A 15,723-nucleotide genomic window follows, 5' to 3' on the forward strand; every position below is an offset into this window, starting at 1 on the left:
CGATGGCGTTTATGCCGCCGAATATGACATTTACGCCAAACACCCTTAAACGCATCGCGGGGCAAGCCCGCTCCCACGAATGGAAGCGGGCTTGCCCCGCGAAGTAAGCGAATGTGATTCAGCGGGTCAGACGTAGGTGTCGATGAACCGACCGAGCATTTCATCGGAAGCCTTGGCGACTTTGACGCCGAGTTCGACTTCGTGCTTGCCCAGGGCCAGTTGCACGGTGCTGGTGGCCAGGTCCAACTGCTGGCTGCGGTCTACACCGCGCAGGCGCTCGGCCTGGTATTCAGTGGATTGCCCGCTGGTGCCTCGCTCGACAGCGCCGCTGGCAATCTGCTGGGCGGCCTGGTCGACACGGTTCTGGCCATTCTGGATGGCACCCAGGCCCGCGTAGAAGGCGGAGTTCGCATTGATTTCCATGTCAGGACTCCATGACGCTGGATGATGAACAGGCCTTATTAAAGCAGCAGACAGGGAAAAAGGCCCGTTTAAATCCCTAATAGCCTAGTGCCAGCCAATAGGCAAAGGCCTAATCCAGCAGGTCCAGTTGCAAATGCGCAGCCACTGCCTCCGCGCCAGCCTGCTTCAACCAAGGCACCCGCCCCAGGCAGGGCGCGGGCAGGCGCTCGGCCAGGCTGGACAGGTTTTCTTCCAGGCGCGATGTACGCGGATCGACGATGTTCGCCACCCATCCCGCCAGTTGCAGGCCGTCCCGGGCGATGGCTTCGGCACTGAGCAAGGCGTGGTTGATGCACCCAAGCCGTACGCCCACCACCAGGATCACCGGCAGCTTCAAGGCAATGGCCAGGTCCGACAGGTTGGCATGGTCGGACAACGGCACGCGCCAGCCACCGGCGCCTTCGATCAAGGTGAAGTCGGCATTTTGCGCCAGCACCTGCTGCATGGCATCGCGCAGCGCCGGCACGCTCAGCGCCACCCCGGCCTCGCGGGCCGCCACATGCGGGGCGATTGCCGGCTCGAAGGCGAAGGGGTTGACTGCTTCATAGGACAACTTGACCGAGCTTTCGTCGATCAGCGCCAGGGCGTCGCTGTTGCGCAGCCCCTTGGCCGTCACCACGCACCCGGACGCCACCGGCTTGGCCGCCAGGGTGCTCAACCCCAGTTGCCGCGCCGCATGCAGCAAACCCGCGGCGATGGTGGTCTTGCCGACATCGGTGTCGGTGCCGGCAATGAAATAGGCCTGGCTCATGTCACTGCTCCCCGTCCAACGGCTTGCGCAAGACGCCGTAGACCACCTGGTAGGTGGCCGGCAGGCCTTGCACCTGGCGGTACTGTTCGTAGGCCTGCAACAGGCCCTGCATCCGCGCCCGCCCGGTGAGCCCCGACGGCCGCCCCGGATTGAGGTTGTGCGCGCCCAGTGCCTTGAGCTCATGGGTCAGGCTGCGCACGTCGGGATAATGCAGCACGTGGGGACGCCGCTCCAGATCGATCAATTCCAGCCCGCTGTCACCGCACAGGCGCTGGTAATCCTCGAAACGCCGGAAGCGATTGACGTGCACCATGCCATCCACGGCCTGCCAGCTGGCGCGCAATTCATCGAGAGTGCCCACGCACAGGCTGCTGAAGGCCAGCACGCCGCCGGGGCGCAGCACCCGCCGCGCCTCGTCCAAAACGCTGGAGAACTGGCCGCACCACTGCACCGCCAGGCTGCTGAACAACAGATCAATACTGTCATCGCGCAACGGCAGGCGCTCGGCGTCGCCCGCCACATGATGCCGGGCGCCGCCCTGCTCGCGGGCATGGCGCAGCATCCCTTCGGCGATATCCACCGCAACGCCGCCCGCATCCGCGAAGCGCTCGGCCAGCACCCGGCTGAAGTGGCCGGTACCGCTGCCCATGTCCAGCCAGCGCTCAGGCGCGAGGCCGCTGGGCAGCTTTTCCAGCAGCGCGATGCCCACGGCGCGCTGCAAGGCCGCGACGCTGTCGTAGCTGGCCGCAGCGCGGGAAAACGAAGCCGCCACCTGGCGCTTGTCCGGCAACGCGCCGGGCAGGGTGGGCTGGGAAAGGTCAGTCATCGCCACTCTCATGCAGGAAACTCTTGATGCCCGCCGCCAGCTCCTGGGGATACTCCAGCAGGAAGGCGTGGGAACTGTCTTCGACCAGACCGACTTCCACGTCGGGCAGCAGGTCGCTCAGGGCCTGGGCCGCTTCCACCGGCACCAGCGCGTCACTGCCGGCGAACAGGTGCAGCTGCGGGCCGCCGTATTGCTCCAGGGCAGTGCGGGTATCGAGGCTGGCCAGTACTTCCAGCCCGATGGCCAGGTACAGCGGATCGGTGTCGGGCACGCCCACCCCCAGCTGCCGCAGCAAGGTGCGGGGTTGCTGCGCGCCCTCGCTGCACAGGGTGCGGAAGCGCTTGAGGGTGACATGGGTGTGACTGCGGCAGCCGTCCAGGAAGGTGCCGAAGGTATCGGCGGGCATGCCGTGCGGCCAGTCCGGCCGGGCCACGAAGCAGGGATTGCTGGCCAGGGTGAGCAAGCCGCAACAGTGGTCGCCGCGCTTGTGCGCCAGAGCGCTGGCGAGCATGCCGCCGAGCGACCAGCCGCCCAGCCACACGTCGGTCGGCAGCTTGCGGTCCAGATGCTCGACCCAGGCCTGGACATCGCTGTCGGCCAATTCAGGTAGCGGCATCAGCTCGACCTGCAGGCGTGGATCCTGGGCGCGCAGGCTGGCGGCCAGCGGCTCCAGTGAAGCGGTGCCCAGGCCCCAGCCGGGCAGGAGGATCAGTCGGTTACGCATCGGCGGACTCCAGCTGTGGATAACACTCGGCCAATGCATTCAACAATAGCTGGACCTGCGCCTCACTGTGGGCGGCGCTCAGGGTCACCCGCAAGCGGGCGCTGCCGGCGGGCACGGTGGGTGGGCGAATCGCCGTGACCAGCAACCCGCGCTCACGCAACAGGCGGGACAACGCCAGCGTCCGGGCCGCATCGCCGATCAGGATCGGCTGGATCGCCGTATGGCTGTCCATCAGGGTCAGGCCGATCTGCTCAGCGCCCGTGCGGAACTGCCGGATCAGCGCGGCCAGGTGCTCGCGCCGCCAGTGTTCGCGGCGCAGCAAGTCCAGGGCCTTGAGCGTGGCGCAGGCCAGCGCCGGTGGCTGGCTGGTGGTGTAGATATAGGGCCGGGCGAACTGCACCAGCGCCTCGATCAGTTCCTCGCTACCGGCGACGAAGGCGCCGGAGGTACCGCAGGCCTTGCCCAGCGTGCCGATCAGCACCGGCACATCCTCGACACCCAGGCCGCAATGCTCGACCAGGCCACCGCCATTGGCGCCCAAGGTCCCCAGGCCATGGGCATCGTCGACCATCAACCAGGCACCGCGTGCGCGGGCCTCCCTGGCCAGGGCCGGCAGGTCGGCGCAGTCGCCGTCCATGCTGAACACGCCGTCGGTGACCACCAGGGTATTGCCGGTGGCCTTGCCCAGGCGGCTGGCCAGGCTGGCCGGATCGTTGTGCAGGTAGCGGCTGAAGCGGGCGCCGCTGAGCAGGCCGCCGTCGAGCAGGGAGGCGTGGTTGAGGCGGTCCTGCAACACCGTGTCGCCCTGCCCGACCAGCGCGGTGATCGCACCGAGGTTGGCCATGTAGCCGGTGGAGAACAGCAACGCGCGCGGCCGGCCCGTCAGCTCGGCCAGTGCCTCCTCCACCTCATGGTGCGGGGTGCTGTGGCCGATCACCAGGTGCGAGGCACCGCCACCGACACCCCAGCGCTCGGCGCCGTCGCGCCAGGCCTTGATCACCTCGGGATGATTGGCCAGGCCCAGGTAGTCGTTGCTGCAGAAGGCCAGCAGCGGCTGGCCATCGACCACCACCTGCGGCCCCTGCGGGCTTTCAAGCAGTGGTCGCTGGCGGTACAGGTCGGCGGCACGCCGTTCGGCCAGGCGCGCGGCGAGATCGAAGGCCATGCTCAGGCCGAGGCTGCGTCGTAGAACAACTCGCTGCTGCGCTGCTCGACCAGCGCCTGCTCGATGGCGGCCTGGTGCACTTCGTCGGCGTGCTCCTCACGGGCCTCCGGCTGAATGCCGAGGCGGGCGAACAGCTGCATGTCCTTGTCGGCCTGCGGGTTGCCGGTGGTCAGCAGTTTCTCGCCGTAGAAGATCGAGTTGGCGCCGGCCATGAACGCCAGGGCCTGCATCTGCTCGTTCATCTGCTCGCGGCCGGCCGACAGGCGCACATGGGACTTGGGCATGAGGATCCGGGCCACGGCCAGCATGCGGATGAAGTCGAACGGGTCGACGTCCTCTTCATCGGCCAGCGGCGTGCCGGCGACCTTGACCAGCATGTTGATCGGCACCGACTCCGGGTGCTCGGGCAGGTTGGCCAGCTGGATCAGCAGGCCTGCGCGGTCGTCCAGCGACTCGCCCATGCCGAGGATACCGCCGGAGCAGATCTTCATGCCGGCATCGCGCACGTAGGCCAGGGTCTGCAGACGCTCGCTGTAGGTGCGGGTGGTGATGATGCTGGTGTAGAACTCCGGCGAGGTGTCGAGGTTGTGGTTGTAGTAGTCAAGGCCGGCCTGGGCCAGGGCCTGGGTCTGCTCCTGGTCGAGTTTGCCGAGGGTCATGCAGGTTTCCAGGCCCATGGCCTTGACCCCTTTGACCATCTCCAGCACGTAGGGCATGTCCTTGGCCGACGGGTGCTTCCACGCCGCGCCCATGCAGAAGCGGGTTGAACCGATGGCCTTGGCCCGGGCGGCCTCCTCCAGCACTTTCTGCACTTCCATCAGCTTCTGCTTTTCCAGCCCGGTGTTGTAGTGACCGGACTGTGGACAATATTTGCAATCTTCCGGACAGGCGCCGGTCTTGATCGACAACAGCGTGGAAACCTGCACGCGATTGGGGTCGAAGTGCGCGCGGTGCACGGTCTGGGCCTGGAACAGCAAGTCGTTGAACGGCTGCTGGAACAGGGCCTTGACCTCGGCCAGGGACCAGTCGTGACGTGTGGTTGCAATTGCGCTGGCGCTCATCGGCGTTTCCTTATCTATGGTCTGACTGACGCCGGGACAGGAAAACCCTCCAGCGCATCACGGATAGCTCGCATAGTTACGGAAGGCCTCATGCACTGTCAACCAATCAAGAACAAGCTGGTTTACATCTGTACAAATATCGATCAATTCTGTTTACTCTGCGACGAGCCTGCCGAGCAGCCCTATCCCTTGTGCATCGCTTGCGAGCAGGCGCTGCCCTGGCTGGACGAGCAGTGCCGCCGTTGCGCGCTGCCCCTGGCCATCGACGGCCTTCTCTGCGGCGGTTGCAGCCGCCGCCCTCCCGCATTCAGCCAAGTGATCGCGCCGTGGCAATACGGTTTTCCCATCGACACCCTGGTCAGCCGTTTCAAGCACAACAGTCAGTGGCCGCTGGGGCGGTTGCTGGCGCAGTTGCTCGGCCACAGCCTGACGCACCGCTACGACGAAGACCTGCCACGGCCGGACCGCCTGTTGCCGGTGCCGCTGGCCAGGCGTCGACTGCGCCAGCGCGGCTTCAACCAGGCGGCGATGCTCGCCCGCTGGCTCGCCGGGCAACTGCACCTGCCCTGTGACGAGCGCCTGCTCCTGCGTGTGCGCGATACCCCGGCGCAGCAGGCCCTCGGCGCCCGGGCCCGGCAACGCAACCTGCGCCAGGCCTTCGCCCTTGCCCCCGGCAGCGAGCTCGACGGCCTGCACCTGGCACTGGTCGATGACGTGCTGACCACCGGGGCGACCGCCCAGGCCATCGCCCGGCTGCTGCGCCAGGCCGGCGCCCGGCGGGTCGACATCTACTGCCTGGCGCGCACGCCCAGGCCGGGCCAGGCTTGACTTGCCCCGGTGACGGCGGCAACGTCGCGGGACCTACACCACACCCGATGCCCGCCCATGTCCCTGCCAGCCCTGCTCACCCAGCACATTGTCCGCCGTCCACAGCGCATCGCCCTGTTGCAGCATGTCGCCGAACAGGGCTCGATCACCCGCGCCGCCAAGGCCGCCGGCATCAGCTACAAGGCCGCCTGGGATGCCATCGACGAACTCAACAACCTGGCGGCGCAGCCCCTGGTGGAACGCAGCACCGGCGGCCGCGGCGGCGGTGGCGCACGGCTGTCCGCCGAAGGCGAGCGAGTGCTGCGCCTGTACCAGCGCCTGCAGGCACTGCAGGCGGAGATTCTCGAGTCCGCCGAGGACAGCAGCGACCTCGATCTGCTCGGCCGACTGATGCTCCGTACCAGTGCGCGCAACCAGTTGCAGGGGCGGATCAGCGGGCTGCGCCGCGAAGGCCGGCATGACCGCATCAGCCTGGACCTGGGCGGCGGGCTGGAGATCGAGGCCTTGATCACCCAGGGCAGTACCGAGCGGCTGGAGCTGGCGCTGGGGGGGACGGTGGTGGCGCTGCTCAAGGCCGGCTGGGTACGGTTGCTGGACGCGGATGAGACGCCGGAGCCTGGGAGCAACTGCCTGAAGGTCAAGGTCGAAGAGGTGCTGATTGAACAGGGCGGGCCGGGCGAGGTGCGCCTCGCGCTGGGCAATGGCCAGACCTTGTGCGCCATCGCCGAGGCGGCTTGGCTGGCGCAACGGCAGGTCCAGCCGGGGAGCGCCCTGCGGGTGCAGTTTCATCCGTCGTTCGTGTTGCTCGGGGTGCCGGTCTAGCCTGGCCGTGCGCTGCGCGCCCGGATCGCGGGGCAAGCCCGCTCCCACGCTGTTGATTCATGCAACTTGGCTCACTGTGCAACAGCGCAGCCTAAAGGACTGGGTGATCGGGTCAGCCTTGGGATTGGGGTAACATGCAGGCCGCAGTCCCAGCGACCGGAGCCTCTCATGTCCCACCCCTTCGACACCCTCACCCCCGACCTCGTGCTGGACGCCGTGGAAAGCCTCGGCTTTCTAAGCGATGCACGGGTGCTGGCGCTCAACAGCTACGAGAACCGCGTCTACCAGGTGGGCATCGAGGACGCGCAGCCGCTGATCGCCAAGTTCTATCGCCCAGGGCGCTGGAGCGACGCGGCGATCCTCGAGGAGCACGCCTTCACCCGCGAGCTGGCCGAGTGCGAAGTGCCCGTGGTAGCTCCGCTGCTGCACGAGGGGCGCTCCCTGTTCGAGCACCAGGGCTTTCGCTTCACCCTGTTCCCCCGCCGTGGCGGCCATGCCCCGGAGCCGGGCAACCTCGACCAGCTCTATCGCCTAGGGCAGTTGCTCGGGCGCCTGCACGCGGTAGGCGCGACCAAACCCTTCGAGCACCGTGAAGCCCTGGCTGTGGACAACTTTGGCCATGCCTCGCTCAAGACCCTGCTTGACGGCGACTTCGTGCCCCGCGAGTTGCTGCCGGCCTACGAATCGGTGGCCCGCGACCTGCTCAAGCGGGTCGAGGACATCTACGCTCGCACCTCGTACCAGCCGATCCGCCTGCACGGTGACCTGCACCCCGGCAACCTGATGCACCGTGACGACGTTTACCACGTGGTCGACCTCGACGACTGCCGCATGGGCCCGGCCGTCCAGGACCTGTGGATGATGCTCGCCGGCAGCCGCGAAGAGCGTCTCGGCCAGCTGGCCGAACTGATTGACGGCTACAACGAATTCCACGACTTCGACCCGCGTGAGCTGGCCCTGATCGAGCCGCTGCGCGCCCTGCGCCAGTTGCACTACAGCGCCTGGCTGGCGCGGCGATGGGACGATCCGGCGTTCCCGCCGAGCTTCCCCTGGTTCGGCCAGCCGCGCTACTGGGGCGATCAGATCCTGGCCCTGCGCGAGCAGATCGCCGCGCTCGATGAACAACCGTTGAAATTGTTCTAGGTCCAGGCCGAGGTCTGTCTACAATAGGCGTCGCTTTATTTAGCTACCTAAGCAAGGATTCTGCATGCACGCCGCCAACCCGCGCCGCGGGTACCTCCTGGGCCTCGGCGCCTACATCATCTGGGGCCTGTTCCCCCTGTACTTCAAAGCGATCCAGAGCGTTCCGGCGGTGGAAATCATCGTCCACCGCGTGCTCTGGTCGGCCCTGTTCGGCTCGCTCCTGCTGCTGGTGTGGAAACACCCCGGCTGGTGGCGCGAACTGCGCGACAACCCGCGGCGCCTGGCGATCCTCGCGCTCAGCGGTGCGCTGATCGCCGGCAACTGGCTGACCTACGTGTGGGCGGTGAACAACGGGCGCATGCTCGAGGCCAGCCTGGGCTACTACATCAACCCGCTGATCAACGTGCTGCTGGGAATGCTGCTGCTCGGCGAGCGCCTGCGCCGCCTGCAATGGCTGGCGGTGGTCCTGGCGGCCCTGGGCGTGGCGCAGCAGGTGTGGCAGGTCGGCAGCCTGCCCTGGGTGTCGCTGGCCCTGGCGCTGTCGTTCGGCTTCTATGGCTTGATCCGCAAGCAGGCACCGGTGGCGGCGCTGCCGGGGCTGGTGGTCGAGACCTGGATGCTGGTGCCCATTGCCATCGGCTGGTTGTTGCTGCACCCGACGGCCAGCAGCGCCAGCCCTGAGTTCTTCAGCAGCAGCGAAGCGCTGTGGCTGATCGCCGCCGGCCCGGTGACACTGGTACCGCTGGTGTGCTTCAACGCCGCTGCACGCCACCTGCCCTATACCACGCTGGGCTTCCTGCAGTACCTGGCACCGACCCTGGTGCTGCTGCAGGCAGTGCTGCTGTTCGACGAACACCTGTCGTCGAGCACCTTGGTGGCGTTCGCCTTTATCTGGGCGGGGCTGGCTGTCTACAGCGTCGATGCCTGGCTGAGTTTGCGCAAGCGCGCCTGATCAAAAAATGATCATATTGCTGAAGGCCACGGGGGACGTGGCCTACAGCAAGCGCTCCAAAGGTTATCCACACCCTCGTCCCCGGCGTTTGTGCACAAGCTACTGAATAGTGGACGTTTTTTGCTCAAATCTCGCCAGGCCTCGTGACTACTGGGCTGGCGGGGAGCGCCCCCAGGTTATCCACAGGGGCATCCCCGATAAATAGGGATAACCGCCGGGGGCGCTGCGCACCCCGTTCGCGGCACAAGGCCGCTCCTACAAGGGCATGCAGTCCTCTGTAGGAGCGGCCTTGTGCCGCGAAAAGGGCTGCAAAGCAGCCCCGACGATCTCGAATCAATCTTCCGGCCGCAGCCACAACTCCACCATCAGATCATCCGCCAGGCTCTCAAGCCGCGCCTGCAGATCGTCCAGCGACAAGGTCAACGGCAACGCCAGCAACGCATCGGCATGGAACAACGGCTCACTGCTCATCGGCGCCGGCCGCACCTCGGTACTCAAGCGCTCCACGTTCACCCCTTGCTCGGCCAGCAAGCGGGTGATATCACGAACAATACCCGGCCGGTCGTTGCCCACCAGTTCCATGGCGATCGGTTTCCAGGTGCAGGATGGCTCGATCCCGCTTTCGGCGATGAGCACACGGATGCCGTGGTCGCCCAGTTTCTGCAGCGACTCGACCAGTTCGGCGTAGGTCTCCGCCGGCACCGCCACCCGCAAGATCCCGGCGAACTGCCCGGCCATGCGCGACATGCGGCTTTCCAGCCAGTTGCCATTGTGATCGGCGATGCACTGGGCGATACGCTCGACCTGCCCGGCCTTGTCCGGGGCGATCACGGTGAGTACGAGATGGTCCACGGGCCACTCCTTCATTCGTCTGCGAAGGCCGCCCCAGGCGACCGGAATACGGGGATCGAATCAGTATAGGCAAGGCGCGGCAACCTGCCGCAGGACAGTCACGGCAAGTAATCGTGTACTGTTTCAAGATTTATCTGGAACAATCCACCTGTTTTTTGCGAACATGGCGTCTCCCAGCGTGACCCCATGCGACCAACCGGTCGCAGAGCGACGCTTTTAGTCTGATGTTCACCTGCCTGCTGCTTCATGTAGTATGCGCCGACGCGGACTACAAAACGTCGTTTCGATGTCTGCCAAGGCGCCTGTGAAAATACGCCAACCGCCCGCCGGCCCGTCTGGCGAGCCGCACCCAGCCGCCCCGGAGCACGCGGGCACGCACTGGTGCCGTGTTTAGAGAAGCGCTACAGGCTTAATACAGAAGAGCGAAAGCGAAATAGCTGAGCAGAGGTGAGGCAAGCAATGACTGGATACGTTCAAGTCGGTGGCCTTCAGGTCGCCAAGGCCCTGTACGACTTCGTCAACGACGAAGCGATCCCTGGAACCGGCATCGAAGCCGACAAGTTCTGGGCCGGGGCGGCAGAGATCATTAAAGACCTCGCTCCAAAGAACAAAGCCCTGCTCGCCAAGCGCGACGAGCTGCAAGCCAAGATCGACGCCTGGCACCAGGCACGCCAGGGCCAGGCCCATGACGCGGTGACCTACAAGGCATTCCTCGAGGAAATCGGCTACCTGCTGCCACAAGTCGACGACTTCCAGGCCACCACGCAGAACGTCGACGAAGAAATCGCCCACATGGCCGGCCCGCAGCTGGTGGTGCCGGTGATGAACGCCCGCTTCGCCCTGAACGCCGTCAACGCCCGCTGGGGTTCGCTGTACGACGCCCTCTACGGCACCGATGTCATCAGCGATGAGGGCGGCGCCGAGAAAGGCCAGGGTTACAACAAGCTGCGCGGCGACAAGGTCATCGCCTTCGGCCGCGCCTTCCTCGACGAAGCCGCGCCACTGGCCGCCGGCTCCCACGTCGACTCCACCGGCTACCGCATCGAAGACGGCAAGCTGGTAGTCGCCCTCAAGGGCGGCAGCAACAGCGGCCTGCGCGACGACGCCCAGCTGATCGGTTTCCATGGCGACGCGAAGGCGCCGACCGCCGTGCTGCTCAAGCACAACGGCCTGCACTTCGAGATCCAGGTCGATGCCAGCACCCCGGTCGGCAGCACCGACGCCGCCGGCGTGAAGGACATCCTGATGGAGTCGGCACTGACCACCATCATGGACTGCGAAGACTCGGTCGCCGCCGTCGACGCCGACGACAAGGTGATCGTCTACCGCAACTGGCTGGGCCTGATGAAAGGCGACCTGGCCGAGAGCGTCAGCAAGGGCGGCAAGACCTTCACCCGCACCATGAACCCGGACCGCGAGTACGCCGCACCGAACGGTGGCAGCGTCACCCTGCACGGTCGCTCGCTGCTGTTCGTGCGCAACGTAGGTCACCTGATGACCAACCCGGCAATTCTCGACGCCCAGGGCAACGAGATCCCCGAGGGTATCCAGGACGGCCTGTTCACCAACCTGATCGCCCTGCACAACCTCAACGGCAACACCAGCCGCAAGAACACCCGCAGCGGCAGCGTGTACATCGTCAAGCCGAAGATGCACGGCCCGGAGGAAGTGGCCTTCGCCGCCGAGATCTTCAGCCGCGTCGAAGACCTGCTGGGCATGAAGCGCAACACCGTCAAGGTCGGCATCATGGACGAGGAGCGCCGCACCACGGTCAACCTCAAATCCTGCATCAAGGCCGCCGCCGAACGCGTGGTGTTTATCAACACCGGCTTCCTTGACCGCACCGGTGACGAAATCCACACCTCGATGGAAGCCGGCGCCGTGGTGCGCAAGGGCGCCATGAAGAACGAGAAGTGGATCGGCGCCTACGAGAACAACAACGTCGACGTGGGCCTGGCCACCGGCCTGCAAGGCCGCGCGCAGATCGGCAAGGGCATGTGGGCCATGCCCGACCTGATGGCCGCCATGCTCGAGCAGAAGATCGCCCACCCGCTGGCCGGCGCCAACACCGCCTGGGTACCTTCGCCGACCGCCGCCACCCTGCACGCCCTGCACTACCACAAGGTCGACGTGCAGGCCCGTCAGCGCGAGCTGGCTTCACGTACCCCGGCCTCGGTCGACGATATCCTGACCATCCCGCTGGCCGCCGACACCAACTGGTCGGCCGACGAGATCCGCAACGAGCTGGACAACAATGCCCAGGGCATTCTCGGCTACGTGGTGCGCTGGATCGACCAGGGCGTGGGTTGCTCGAAGGTGCCAGACATCAACGATGTCGGCCTGATGGAAGACCGCGCCACCCTGCGCATCTCGGCCCAGTTGCTGGCCAACTGGCTGCGCCACGGCGTGGTCACCCAGGAGCAGGTGCTGGAAAGCCTCAAGCGCATGGCCGCGGTGGTCGACAAGCAGAACGCCGGTGACGCCCTGTACCGCCCGATGGCGCCGAACTTCGATGACAACATCGCGTTCCAGGCGGCAATCGAGCTGGTTGTAGAGGGTGCCAAGCAGCCGAACGGCTACACCGAGCCGGTGCTGCACCGTCGTCGTCGCGAGTTCAAGGCGCGCAACGGGCTGTAATCAGCCAGCAACGCATCGCGGGGCCAGCCCGCTCCCACGCCACATGCACATTGGCGTGGGAGCGGGCTGGCCCTGCGATCGTTTTCAGCCCTGCCCTATTCGCAACTCCTTCCTCACCAACTCCAGCAACCTGTCCAGGTCCACCGGCTTAAGCAGGAAATCCACCACCCCCAGATGCATCACGTCCACCGCTTCCTTCACATCGGTGTCACCAGAGACGACGATGATCGGAAGAGCAGCCCGTTCCGTCTTGTGCACTTCCTCGATAAGTTTCTGGCCATCCAGAGGTTTCATGCGCAAGTCGGTAATCATCAGTGCGATACGCGACTGATAATGCAGTTTGAACAGCGCCTCCTCAGTTCCGTCTGCCTCCATGCAGTCAATCTGATGACTCTGCAGATACAGGCACAATGCTTGTCTGCTCACCGGGTTGTCGTCCACCACCAGTACCACGGGCCTGGGCGCGACGGGTGCGCTCACCACGGCCAACGCCTCACGTTCGGCGTCGCTCAGGATGTCGTCATGCTCTGCCATGGTCGTCTCGTCAAAAAAACCCCGTTATTCAAGTTCAGACCGCAAAGCCCCTGCATGCAAACTGCCTTTCGTCGGCTATTTGACACCGGACACAAGCAGCGAAACACCCATCGCGCCTTATAGACTTACGTCCAATGGGCACCGCAGAGCCGTCGTCCGACCATGGAGCCTTAGAACAACAAGGTCTGCGCTACATTTGCAGACATACTTATCGCGGTCGGTTCCATGAGCAAAAAGGACGCCTACAGCCAGGCGGGCAGAACAGCAGTGCTGCAAAACATCCAGGGTACCCTGCAGTTCCTGCAGCGTTTCCCGCCGTTCAACCAGATGGAACACAACCACCTGGCCTACCTGGTGGAGCAGTGCCAGCTGCGTTTCCACGCGGCCGGCGAAAGCATCATCAAGCCTGCCGACGGTCCGGTCGAGCACTTCTATATCGTCAAGCAGGGCCGCGTGGTCGGCGAGCGCCACCATGTCACCAAGCCGGGCACCGAGACCACCTTCGAGATCGCCAGCGGCGAATGCTTCCCGCTGGCCGCGTTGCTCGGCGAGCGGGCCACCCGCACCGAGCACCTGGCCGGCGAGGACACCTTCTGCCTGCAACTGGACAAGGCCGCGTTCATCCGTGTGTTCTCCATGTCCGAGGTGTTCCGCGACTTCGCCCTGCGTGGCGTCAGCAGCCTGCTCGACCAGGTCAACCAGCAGGTGCGCCGACGCGCCGTGGAGACCCTGGGTACCCAGTACTCGCTGAACACCCCACTGGGCGAACTGGCGCTGCGCCATCCGGTGGTGTGCGCGCCGGACACGCCGCTGCGCGAGGCGGTGGGGTTGATGCACGAGCAGCAGGTCGGCAGCATCGTCATCGTCGACGACCAGCGCCATCCCCTCGGCATCTTCACCCTGCGCGACCTGCGCCAGGTGGTGGCCGACGCCAGTGCCGAGCTGACCGCGCCGATCGAGCGCTACATGACCGCCCGACCGTTCCACCTGAGTCCCCAGGCCAGCGCTTTCGACGCCGCCATGGCCATGACCGAGCGGCACATCGCCCATGTCTGCCTGGTGGACAACCAACGCCTGTGCGGGGTGATCTCCGAACGCGACCTGTTCTCCCTGCAGCGTGTCGACCTGGTGCACCTGGCCCGCACCATCCGCCATGCGCCACGCCTGGACAGCCTGGTGTCGTTGCGCGGCGAGATCGGCCAGTTGGTCGAGCGCATGCTCGCCCACGGCGCGTCCTCGACCCAGATCACCCAGATCATCACCCTGCTCAACGACCATACCGTGTGCCGGGTGATCGAGCTGGCCATCGCCGAACGCGGCGACCCGGGCGTGCCGTTCAGCTGGCTGTGCTTCGGCAGTGAAGGCCGCCGCGAGCAGACGCTGCACACCGACCAGGACAACGGCATCCTCTTCGAGGCCCGCGACGCCGTCGAGGCCGAGGCCATACGCGCCCGGCTGCTGCCGCTGGCCCAGCAGGTCAATCACAACCTGGCCCAGTGCGGCTTCACCCTGTGCAAGGGCAATGTGATGGCCGGCAACCCCGAGCTGTGCCTGTCACGCAGCGAATGGGCGCGACGCTTTGCCGGCTTCGTGCGCGAGGCGAGCCCCGAGAACCTGCTGGGCTCGAGCATCTACTTCGACCTGCGCGTGGTCTGGGGCGACGAGCAAGGCTGCGAACAACTGCGCCAGGGCCTGCTGGAGCAGGTCGCCGACAACCGCCTCTTCCAGCGCATGATGGCCGACAATGCCCTGCGCCAACGACCACCGGTCGGGCGCCTGCGCGAGTTCGTGCTGACCCGCCAGGGGGACGACAAGGCCGCCACCCTCGACCTCAAGGTGCAGGGCCTGACCCCGTTCGTCGATGGCGCCAGGCTGCTGGCCCTGGCCCATGGCGTCAGCGCCTGCAACACCCTGGAGCGCCTGCGCCAGCTGATCGCCAAGGGCATCATCGACCCGCTCGACGGCGCCGCCTATGAAGAGGCCTACCACTTCATCCAGCAGACCCGCATGCAGCAGCACCAGCGCCAGACCCGCGAGAACCAGCCCTACTCCAACCGGCTCGACCCGGACAGCCTCAACCACCTGGACCGGCGCATCCTGCGCGAGTCCCTGCGCCAGGCCCAACGCCTGCAAAGCAGCCTGGCCCTGCGGTACCAGCTGTGAACCTGTTCGCCTGGTGGCGCCCCGCCGCCCCCGAACTCGCCGCCCCGCTGCGTCGGCGCCTGGCCATGCTGCCAGGGCCGGCGCCACTGGGCGTGCGCTCGTTGCGTGAACAGCGCTGGGTGGTGCTGGACCTGGAGACCAGCGGCCTGAACCTCAACCGCGACCAGGTGCTGTCGATCGGCGCGGTGGCCATCGAGGATGGCGCCATCGCCCTGGGTCGTCCGTTCGAGCGCACCCTGCACCGGCCCGCGCAGAAGACCAACGCCAGTGTGCTGATCCATGGCCTGGGCCCCAGCGCCCTGGCTGCCGGCTGCGACCCGGCCGAGGCGCTGCTCGATCTGATGGACTTCATCGGCGACAGCCCGGTGCTGGCGTTCCACGCCCCGTTCGACCAGCGCATGCTGGCCCGGGCGCTGAAGGACAGCCTGGGCCTGCGCCTGCAGCATCCGTTCCTCGACGTGGCGGAGCTGGCGCCGATGCTCAACCCCGACACCGTGCTGCGTGAAGCCGGTCTGGACGACTGGATCGCCCGCTTCGGCCTCGAAGTCCAGGCCCGCCACCATGCCAGCGCCGATGCCCAGGTGACTGCGGAGCTGGCGTTGATCCTGTTCAGCCAGGCCCGGCGCCAGCAACTGGACAGCCCGTTGCAGCTGGAGCAGCGGGTACGCCAGTGGCGACGGCGTAAAGTCCAGAGTCATGGCCTCTGACCCATACATCGCCCCCTGTAGGAGCGGCCTCGTGCCGCGAATGGGCTGCACAGCAGCCCCTCTCCCGGTGAGCGCTAGAACCGCCGGGGCCGCTTT

The 15,723-nt window shown here is 66.1% G+C and carries 15 protein-coding genes; 7 read left to right on the top strand and 8 right to left on the bottom strand.

Annotated features, from left to right (window positions below; genetic code table 11):
- Window positions 1–126: 126 nt before the first annotated feature.
- The 6 genes from NMG10_RS15050 to bioB all read right to left on the bottom strand — a co-directional run bounded on the left by NMG10_RS15050 (window position 127) and on the right by bioB (window position 4,989).
- Entirely contained in the window at window positions 127–423 is a 297-nt protein-coding gene (locus NMG10_RS15050; RefSeq protein ID WP_254464613.1) for a pyrroloquinoline quinone biosynthesis protein PqqE, read from the bottom strand.
- A gap of 109 nt (window positions 424–532) precedes the next feature.
- On the bottom strand, window positions 533–1,213 hold the full coding sequence (gene bioD, locus NMG10_RS15055) for a dethiobiotin synthase (protein ID WP_203649854.1): 681 nt from the start codon (window positions 1,211–1,213) through the stop codon (window positions 533–535).
- 1 nt (window position 1,214) lies between these two features.
- Window positions 1,215–2,039: a malonyl-ACP O-methyltransferase BioC gene (gene bioC, locus NMG10_RS15060; RefSeq protein WP_234562718.1), complete on the bottom strand. Its 825-nt coding sequence runs from the start codon at window positions 2,037–2,039 to the stop codon at window positions 1,215–1,217.
- Window positions 2,032–2,763, bottom strand: a complete 732-nt coding sequence (locus NMG10_RS15065) for an alpha/beta fold hydrolase (RefSeq protein ID WP_203649850.1) — start codon at window positions 2,761–2,763, stop codon at window positions 2,032–2,034. The genes bioC and NMG10_RS15065 overlap by 8 nt, the downstream gene beginning before the upstream one ends.
- The gene (bioF, locus tag NMG10_RS15070) at window positions 2,756–3,928 is read right to left on the bottom strand and encodes an 8-amino-7-oxononanoate synthase (protein WP_203649847.1); all 1,173 of its coding nucleotides are present in this window, start codon (window positions 3,926–3,928) and stop codon (window positions 2,756–2,758) included. The genes NMG10_RS15065 and bioF overlap by 8 nt, the downstream gene beginning before the upstream one ends.
- Window positions 3,929–3,930: 2 nt before the next feature.
- Window positions 3,931–4,989 (bottom strand): biotin synthase BioB, encoded by a 1,059-nt coding sequence (gene bioB / locus NMG10_RS15075; protein WP_110734496.1) that lies wholly within the window; start codon window positions 4,987–4,989, stop codon window positions 3,931–3,933.
- A gap of 90 nt (window positions 4,990–5,079) precedes the next feature.
- Between bioB and NMG10_RS15080 the strand changes: the two genes are divergently transcribed.
- The 4 genes from NMG10_RS15080 to rarD all read left to right on the top strand — a co-directional run bounded on the left by NMG10_RS15080 (window position 5,080) and on the right by rarD (window position 8,734).
- Window positions 5,080–5,817: a ComF family protein gene (locus tag NMG10_RS15080; RefSeq protein WP_254464614.1), complete on the top strand. Its 738-nt coding sequence runs from the start codon at window positions 5,080–5,082 to the stop codon at window positions 5,815–5,817.
- 57 nt (window positions 5,818–5,874) lie between these two features.
- On the top strand, window positions 5,875–6,639 hold the full coding sequence (locus NMG10_RS15085) for a TOBE domain-containing protein (RefSeq protein ID WP_234562723.1): 765 nt from the start codon (window positions 5,875–5,877) through the stop codon (window positions 6,637–6,639).
- Between the two features lie 168 nt (window positions 6,640–6,807).
- Window positions 6,808–7,782: a serine/threonine protein kinase gene (locus tag NMG10_RS15090; RefSeq protein WP_203649843.1), complete on the top strand. Its 975-nt coding sequence runs from the start codon at window positions 6,808–6,810 to the stop codon at window positions 7,780–7,782.
- Between the two features lie 64 nt (window positions 7,783–7,846).
- A complete protein-coding gene (rarD, locus tag NMG10_RS15095; RefSeq protein WP_203649835.1) occupies window positions 7,847–8,734 on the top strand; it encodes an EamA family transporter RarD in 888 nt (295 codons plus the stop codon).
- 333 nt (window positions 8,735–9,067) lie between these two features.
- Here the strand turns inward: rarD and NMG10_RS15100 are convergent, their stop codons facing one another.
- The gene (locus NMG10_RS15100; protein WP_254464615.1) at window positions 9,068–9,586 is read right to left on the bottom strand and encodes a glycine cleavage system protein R; all 519 of its coding nucleotides are present in this window, start codon (window positions 9,584–9,586) and stop codon (window positions 9,068–9,070) included.
- A 459-nt stretch (window positions 9,587–10,045) separates the two neighbouring features.
- Between NMG10_RS15100 and NMG10_RS15105 the strand changes: the two genes are divergently transcribed.
- Window positions 10,046–12,223, top strand: a complete 2,178-nt coding sequence (locus NMG10_RS15105; protein ID WP_254464616.1) for a malate synthase G — start codon at window positions 10,046–10,048, stop codon at window positions 12,221–12,223.
- Between the two features lie 84 nt (window positions 12,224–12,307).
- On the opposite strand, the gene NMG10_RS15110 is transcribed toward NMG10_RS15105, so the two are convergent.
- Window positions 12,308–12,757 carry a response regulator gene (locus NMG10_RS15110; RefSeq protein WP_062575435.1) on the bottom strand — a complete coding sequence of 150 codons (450 nt, stop codon included), beginning with the start codon at window positions 12,755–12,757 and terminating at the stop codon, window positions 12,308–12,310.
- A 225-nt stretch (window positions 12,758–12,982) separates the two neighbouring features.
- Between NMG10_RS15110 and NMG10_RS15115 the strand changes: the two genes are divergently transcribed.
- Window positions 12,983–14,920, top strand: a complete 1,938-nt coding sequence (locus NMG10_RS15115; protein ID WP_232855049.1) for a putative nucleotidyltransferase substrate binding domain-containing protein — start codon at window positions 12,983–12,985, stop codon at window positions 14,918–14,920.
- Window positions 14,917–15,627 carry a PolC-type DNA polymerase III gene (locus NMG10_RS15120; protein ID WP_203649818.1) on the top strand — a complete coding sequence of 237 codons (711 nt, stop codon included), beginning with the start codon at window positions 14,917–14,919 and terminating at the stop codon, window positions 15,625–15,627. The genes NMG10_RS15115 and NMG10_RS15120 overlap by 4 nt, the downstream gene beginning before the upstream one ends.
- Window positions 15,628–15,723: the final 96 nt, after the last annotated feature.

The sequence above is a fragment of the Pseudomonas sp. DVZ6 genome, assembly GCF_024259445.1.
GTDB lineage: Bacteria > Pseudomonadota > Gammaproteobacteria > Pseudomonadales > Pseudomonadaceae > Aquipseudomonas > Aquipseudomonas peradeniyensis.

Coding starts and splice junctions, on each gene's coding strand:
- bioD (WP_203649854.1), bottom strand. CDS start 1,213: ATGAGCCAGGCCTATTTCATTGCCGGCACCGACACCGATGTCGGCAAG.
- bioC (WP_234562718.1), bottom strand. CDS start 2,039: ATGACTGACCTTTCCCAGCCCACCCTGCCCGGCGCGTTGCCGGACAAG.
- bioB (WP_110734496.1), bottom strand. CDS start 4,989: ATGAGCGCCAGCGCAATTGCAACCACACGTCACGACTGGTCCCTGGCC.
- NMG10_RS15115 (WP_232855049.1), top strand. CDS start 12,983: ATGAGCAAAAAGGACGCCTACAGCCAGGCGGGCAGAACAGCAGTGCTG.
- NMG10_RS15090 (WP_203649843.1), top strand. CDS start 6,808: ATGTCCCACCCCTTCGACACCCTCACCCCCGACCTCGTGCTGGACGCC.
- rarD (WP_203649835.1), top strand. CDS start 7,847: ATGCACGCCGCCAACCCGCGCCGCGGGTACCTCCTGGGCCTCGGCGCC.
- NMG10_RS15110 (WP_062575435.1), bottom strand. CDS start 12,757: ATGGCAGAGCATGACGACATCCTGAGCGACGCCGAACGTGAGGCGTTG.
- NMG10_RS15085 (WP_234562723.1), top strand. CDS start 5,875: ATGTCCCTGCCAGCCCTGCTCACCCAGCACATTGTCCGCCGTCCACAG.
- NMG10_RS15050 (WP_254464613.1), bottom strand. CDS start 423: ATGGAAATCAATGCGAACTCCGCCTTCTACGCGGGCCTGGGTGCCATC.
- NMG10_RS15080 (WP_254464614.1), top strand. CDS start 5,080: ATGCACTGTCAACCAATCAAGAACAAGCTGGTTTACATCTGTACAAAT.
- NMG10_RS15105 (WP_254464616.1), top strand. CDS start 10,046: ATGACTGGATACGTTCAAGTCGGTGGCCTTCAGGTCGCCAAGGCCCTG.
- NMG10_RS15065 (WP_203649850.1), bottom strand. CDS start 2,763: ATGCGTAACCGACTGATCCTCCTGCCCGGCTGGGGCCTGGGCACCGCT.
- bioF (WP_203649847.1), bottom strand. CDS start 3,928: ATGGCCTTCGATCTCGCCGCGCGCCTGGCCGAACGGCGTGCCGCCGAC.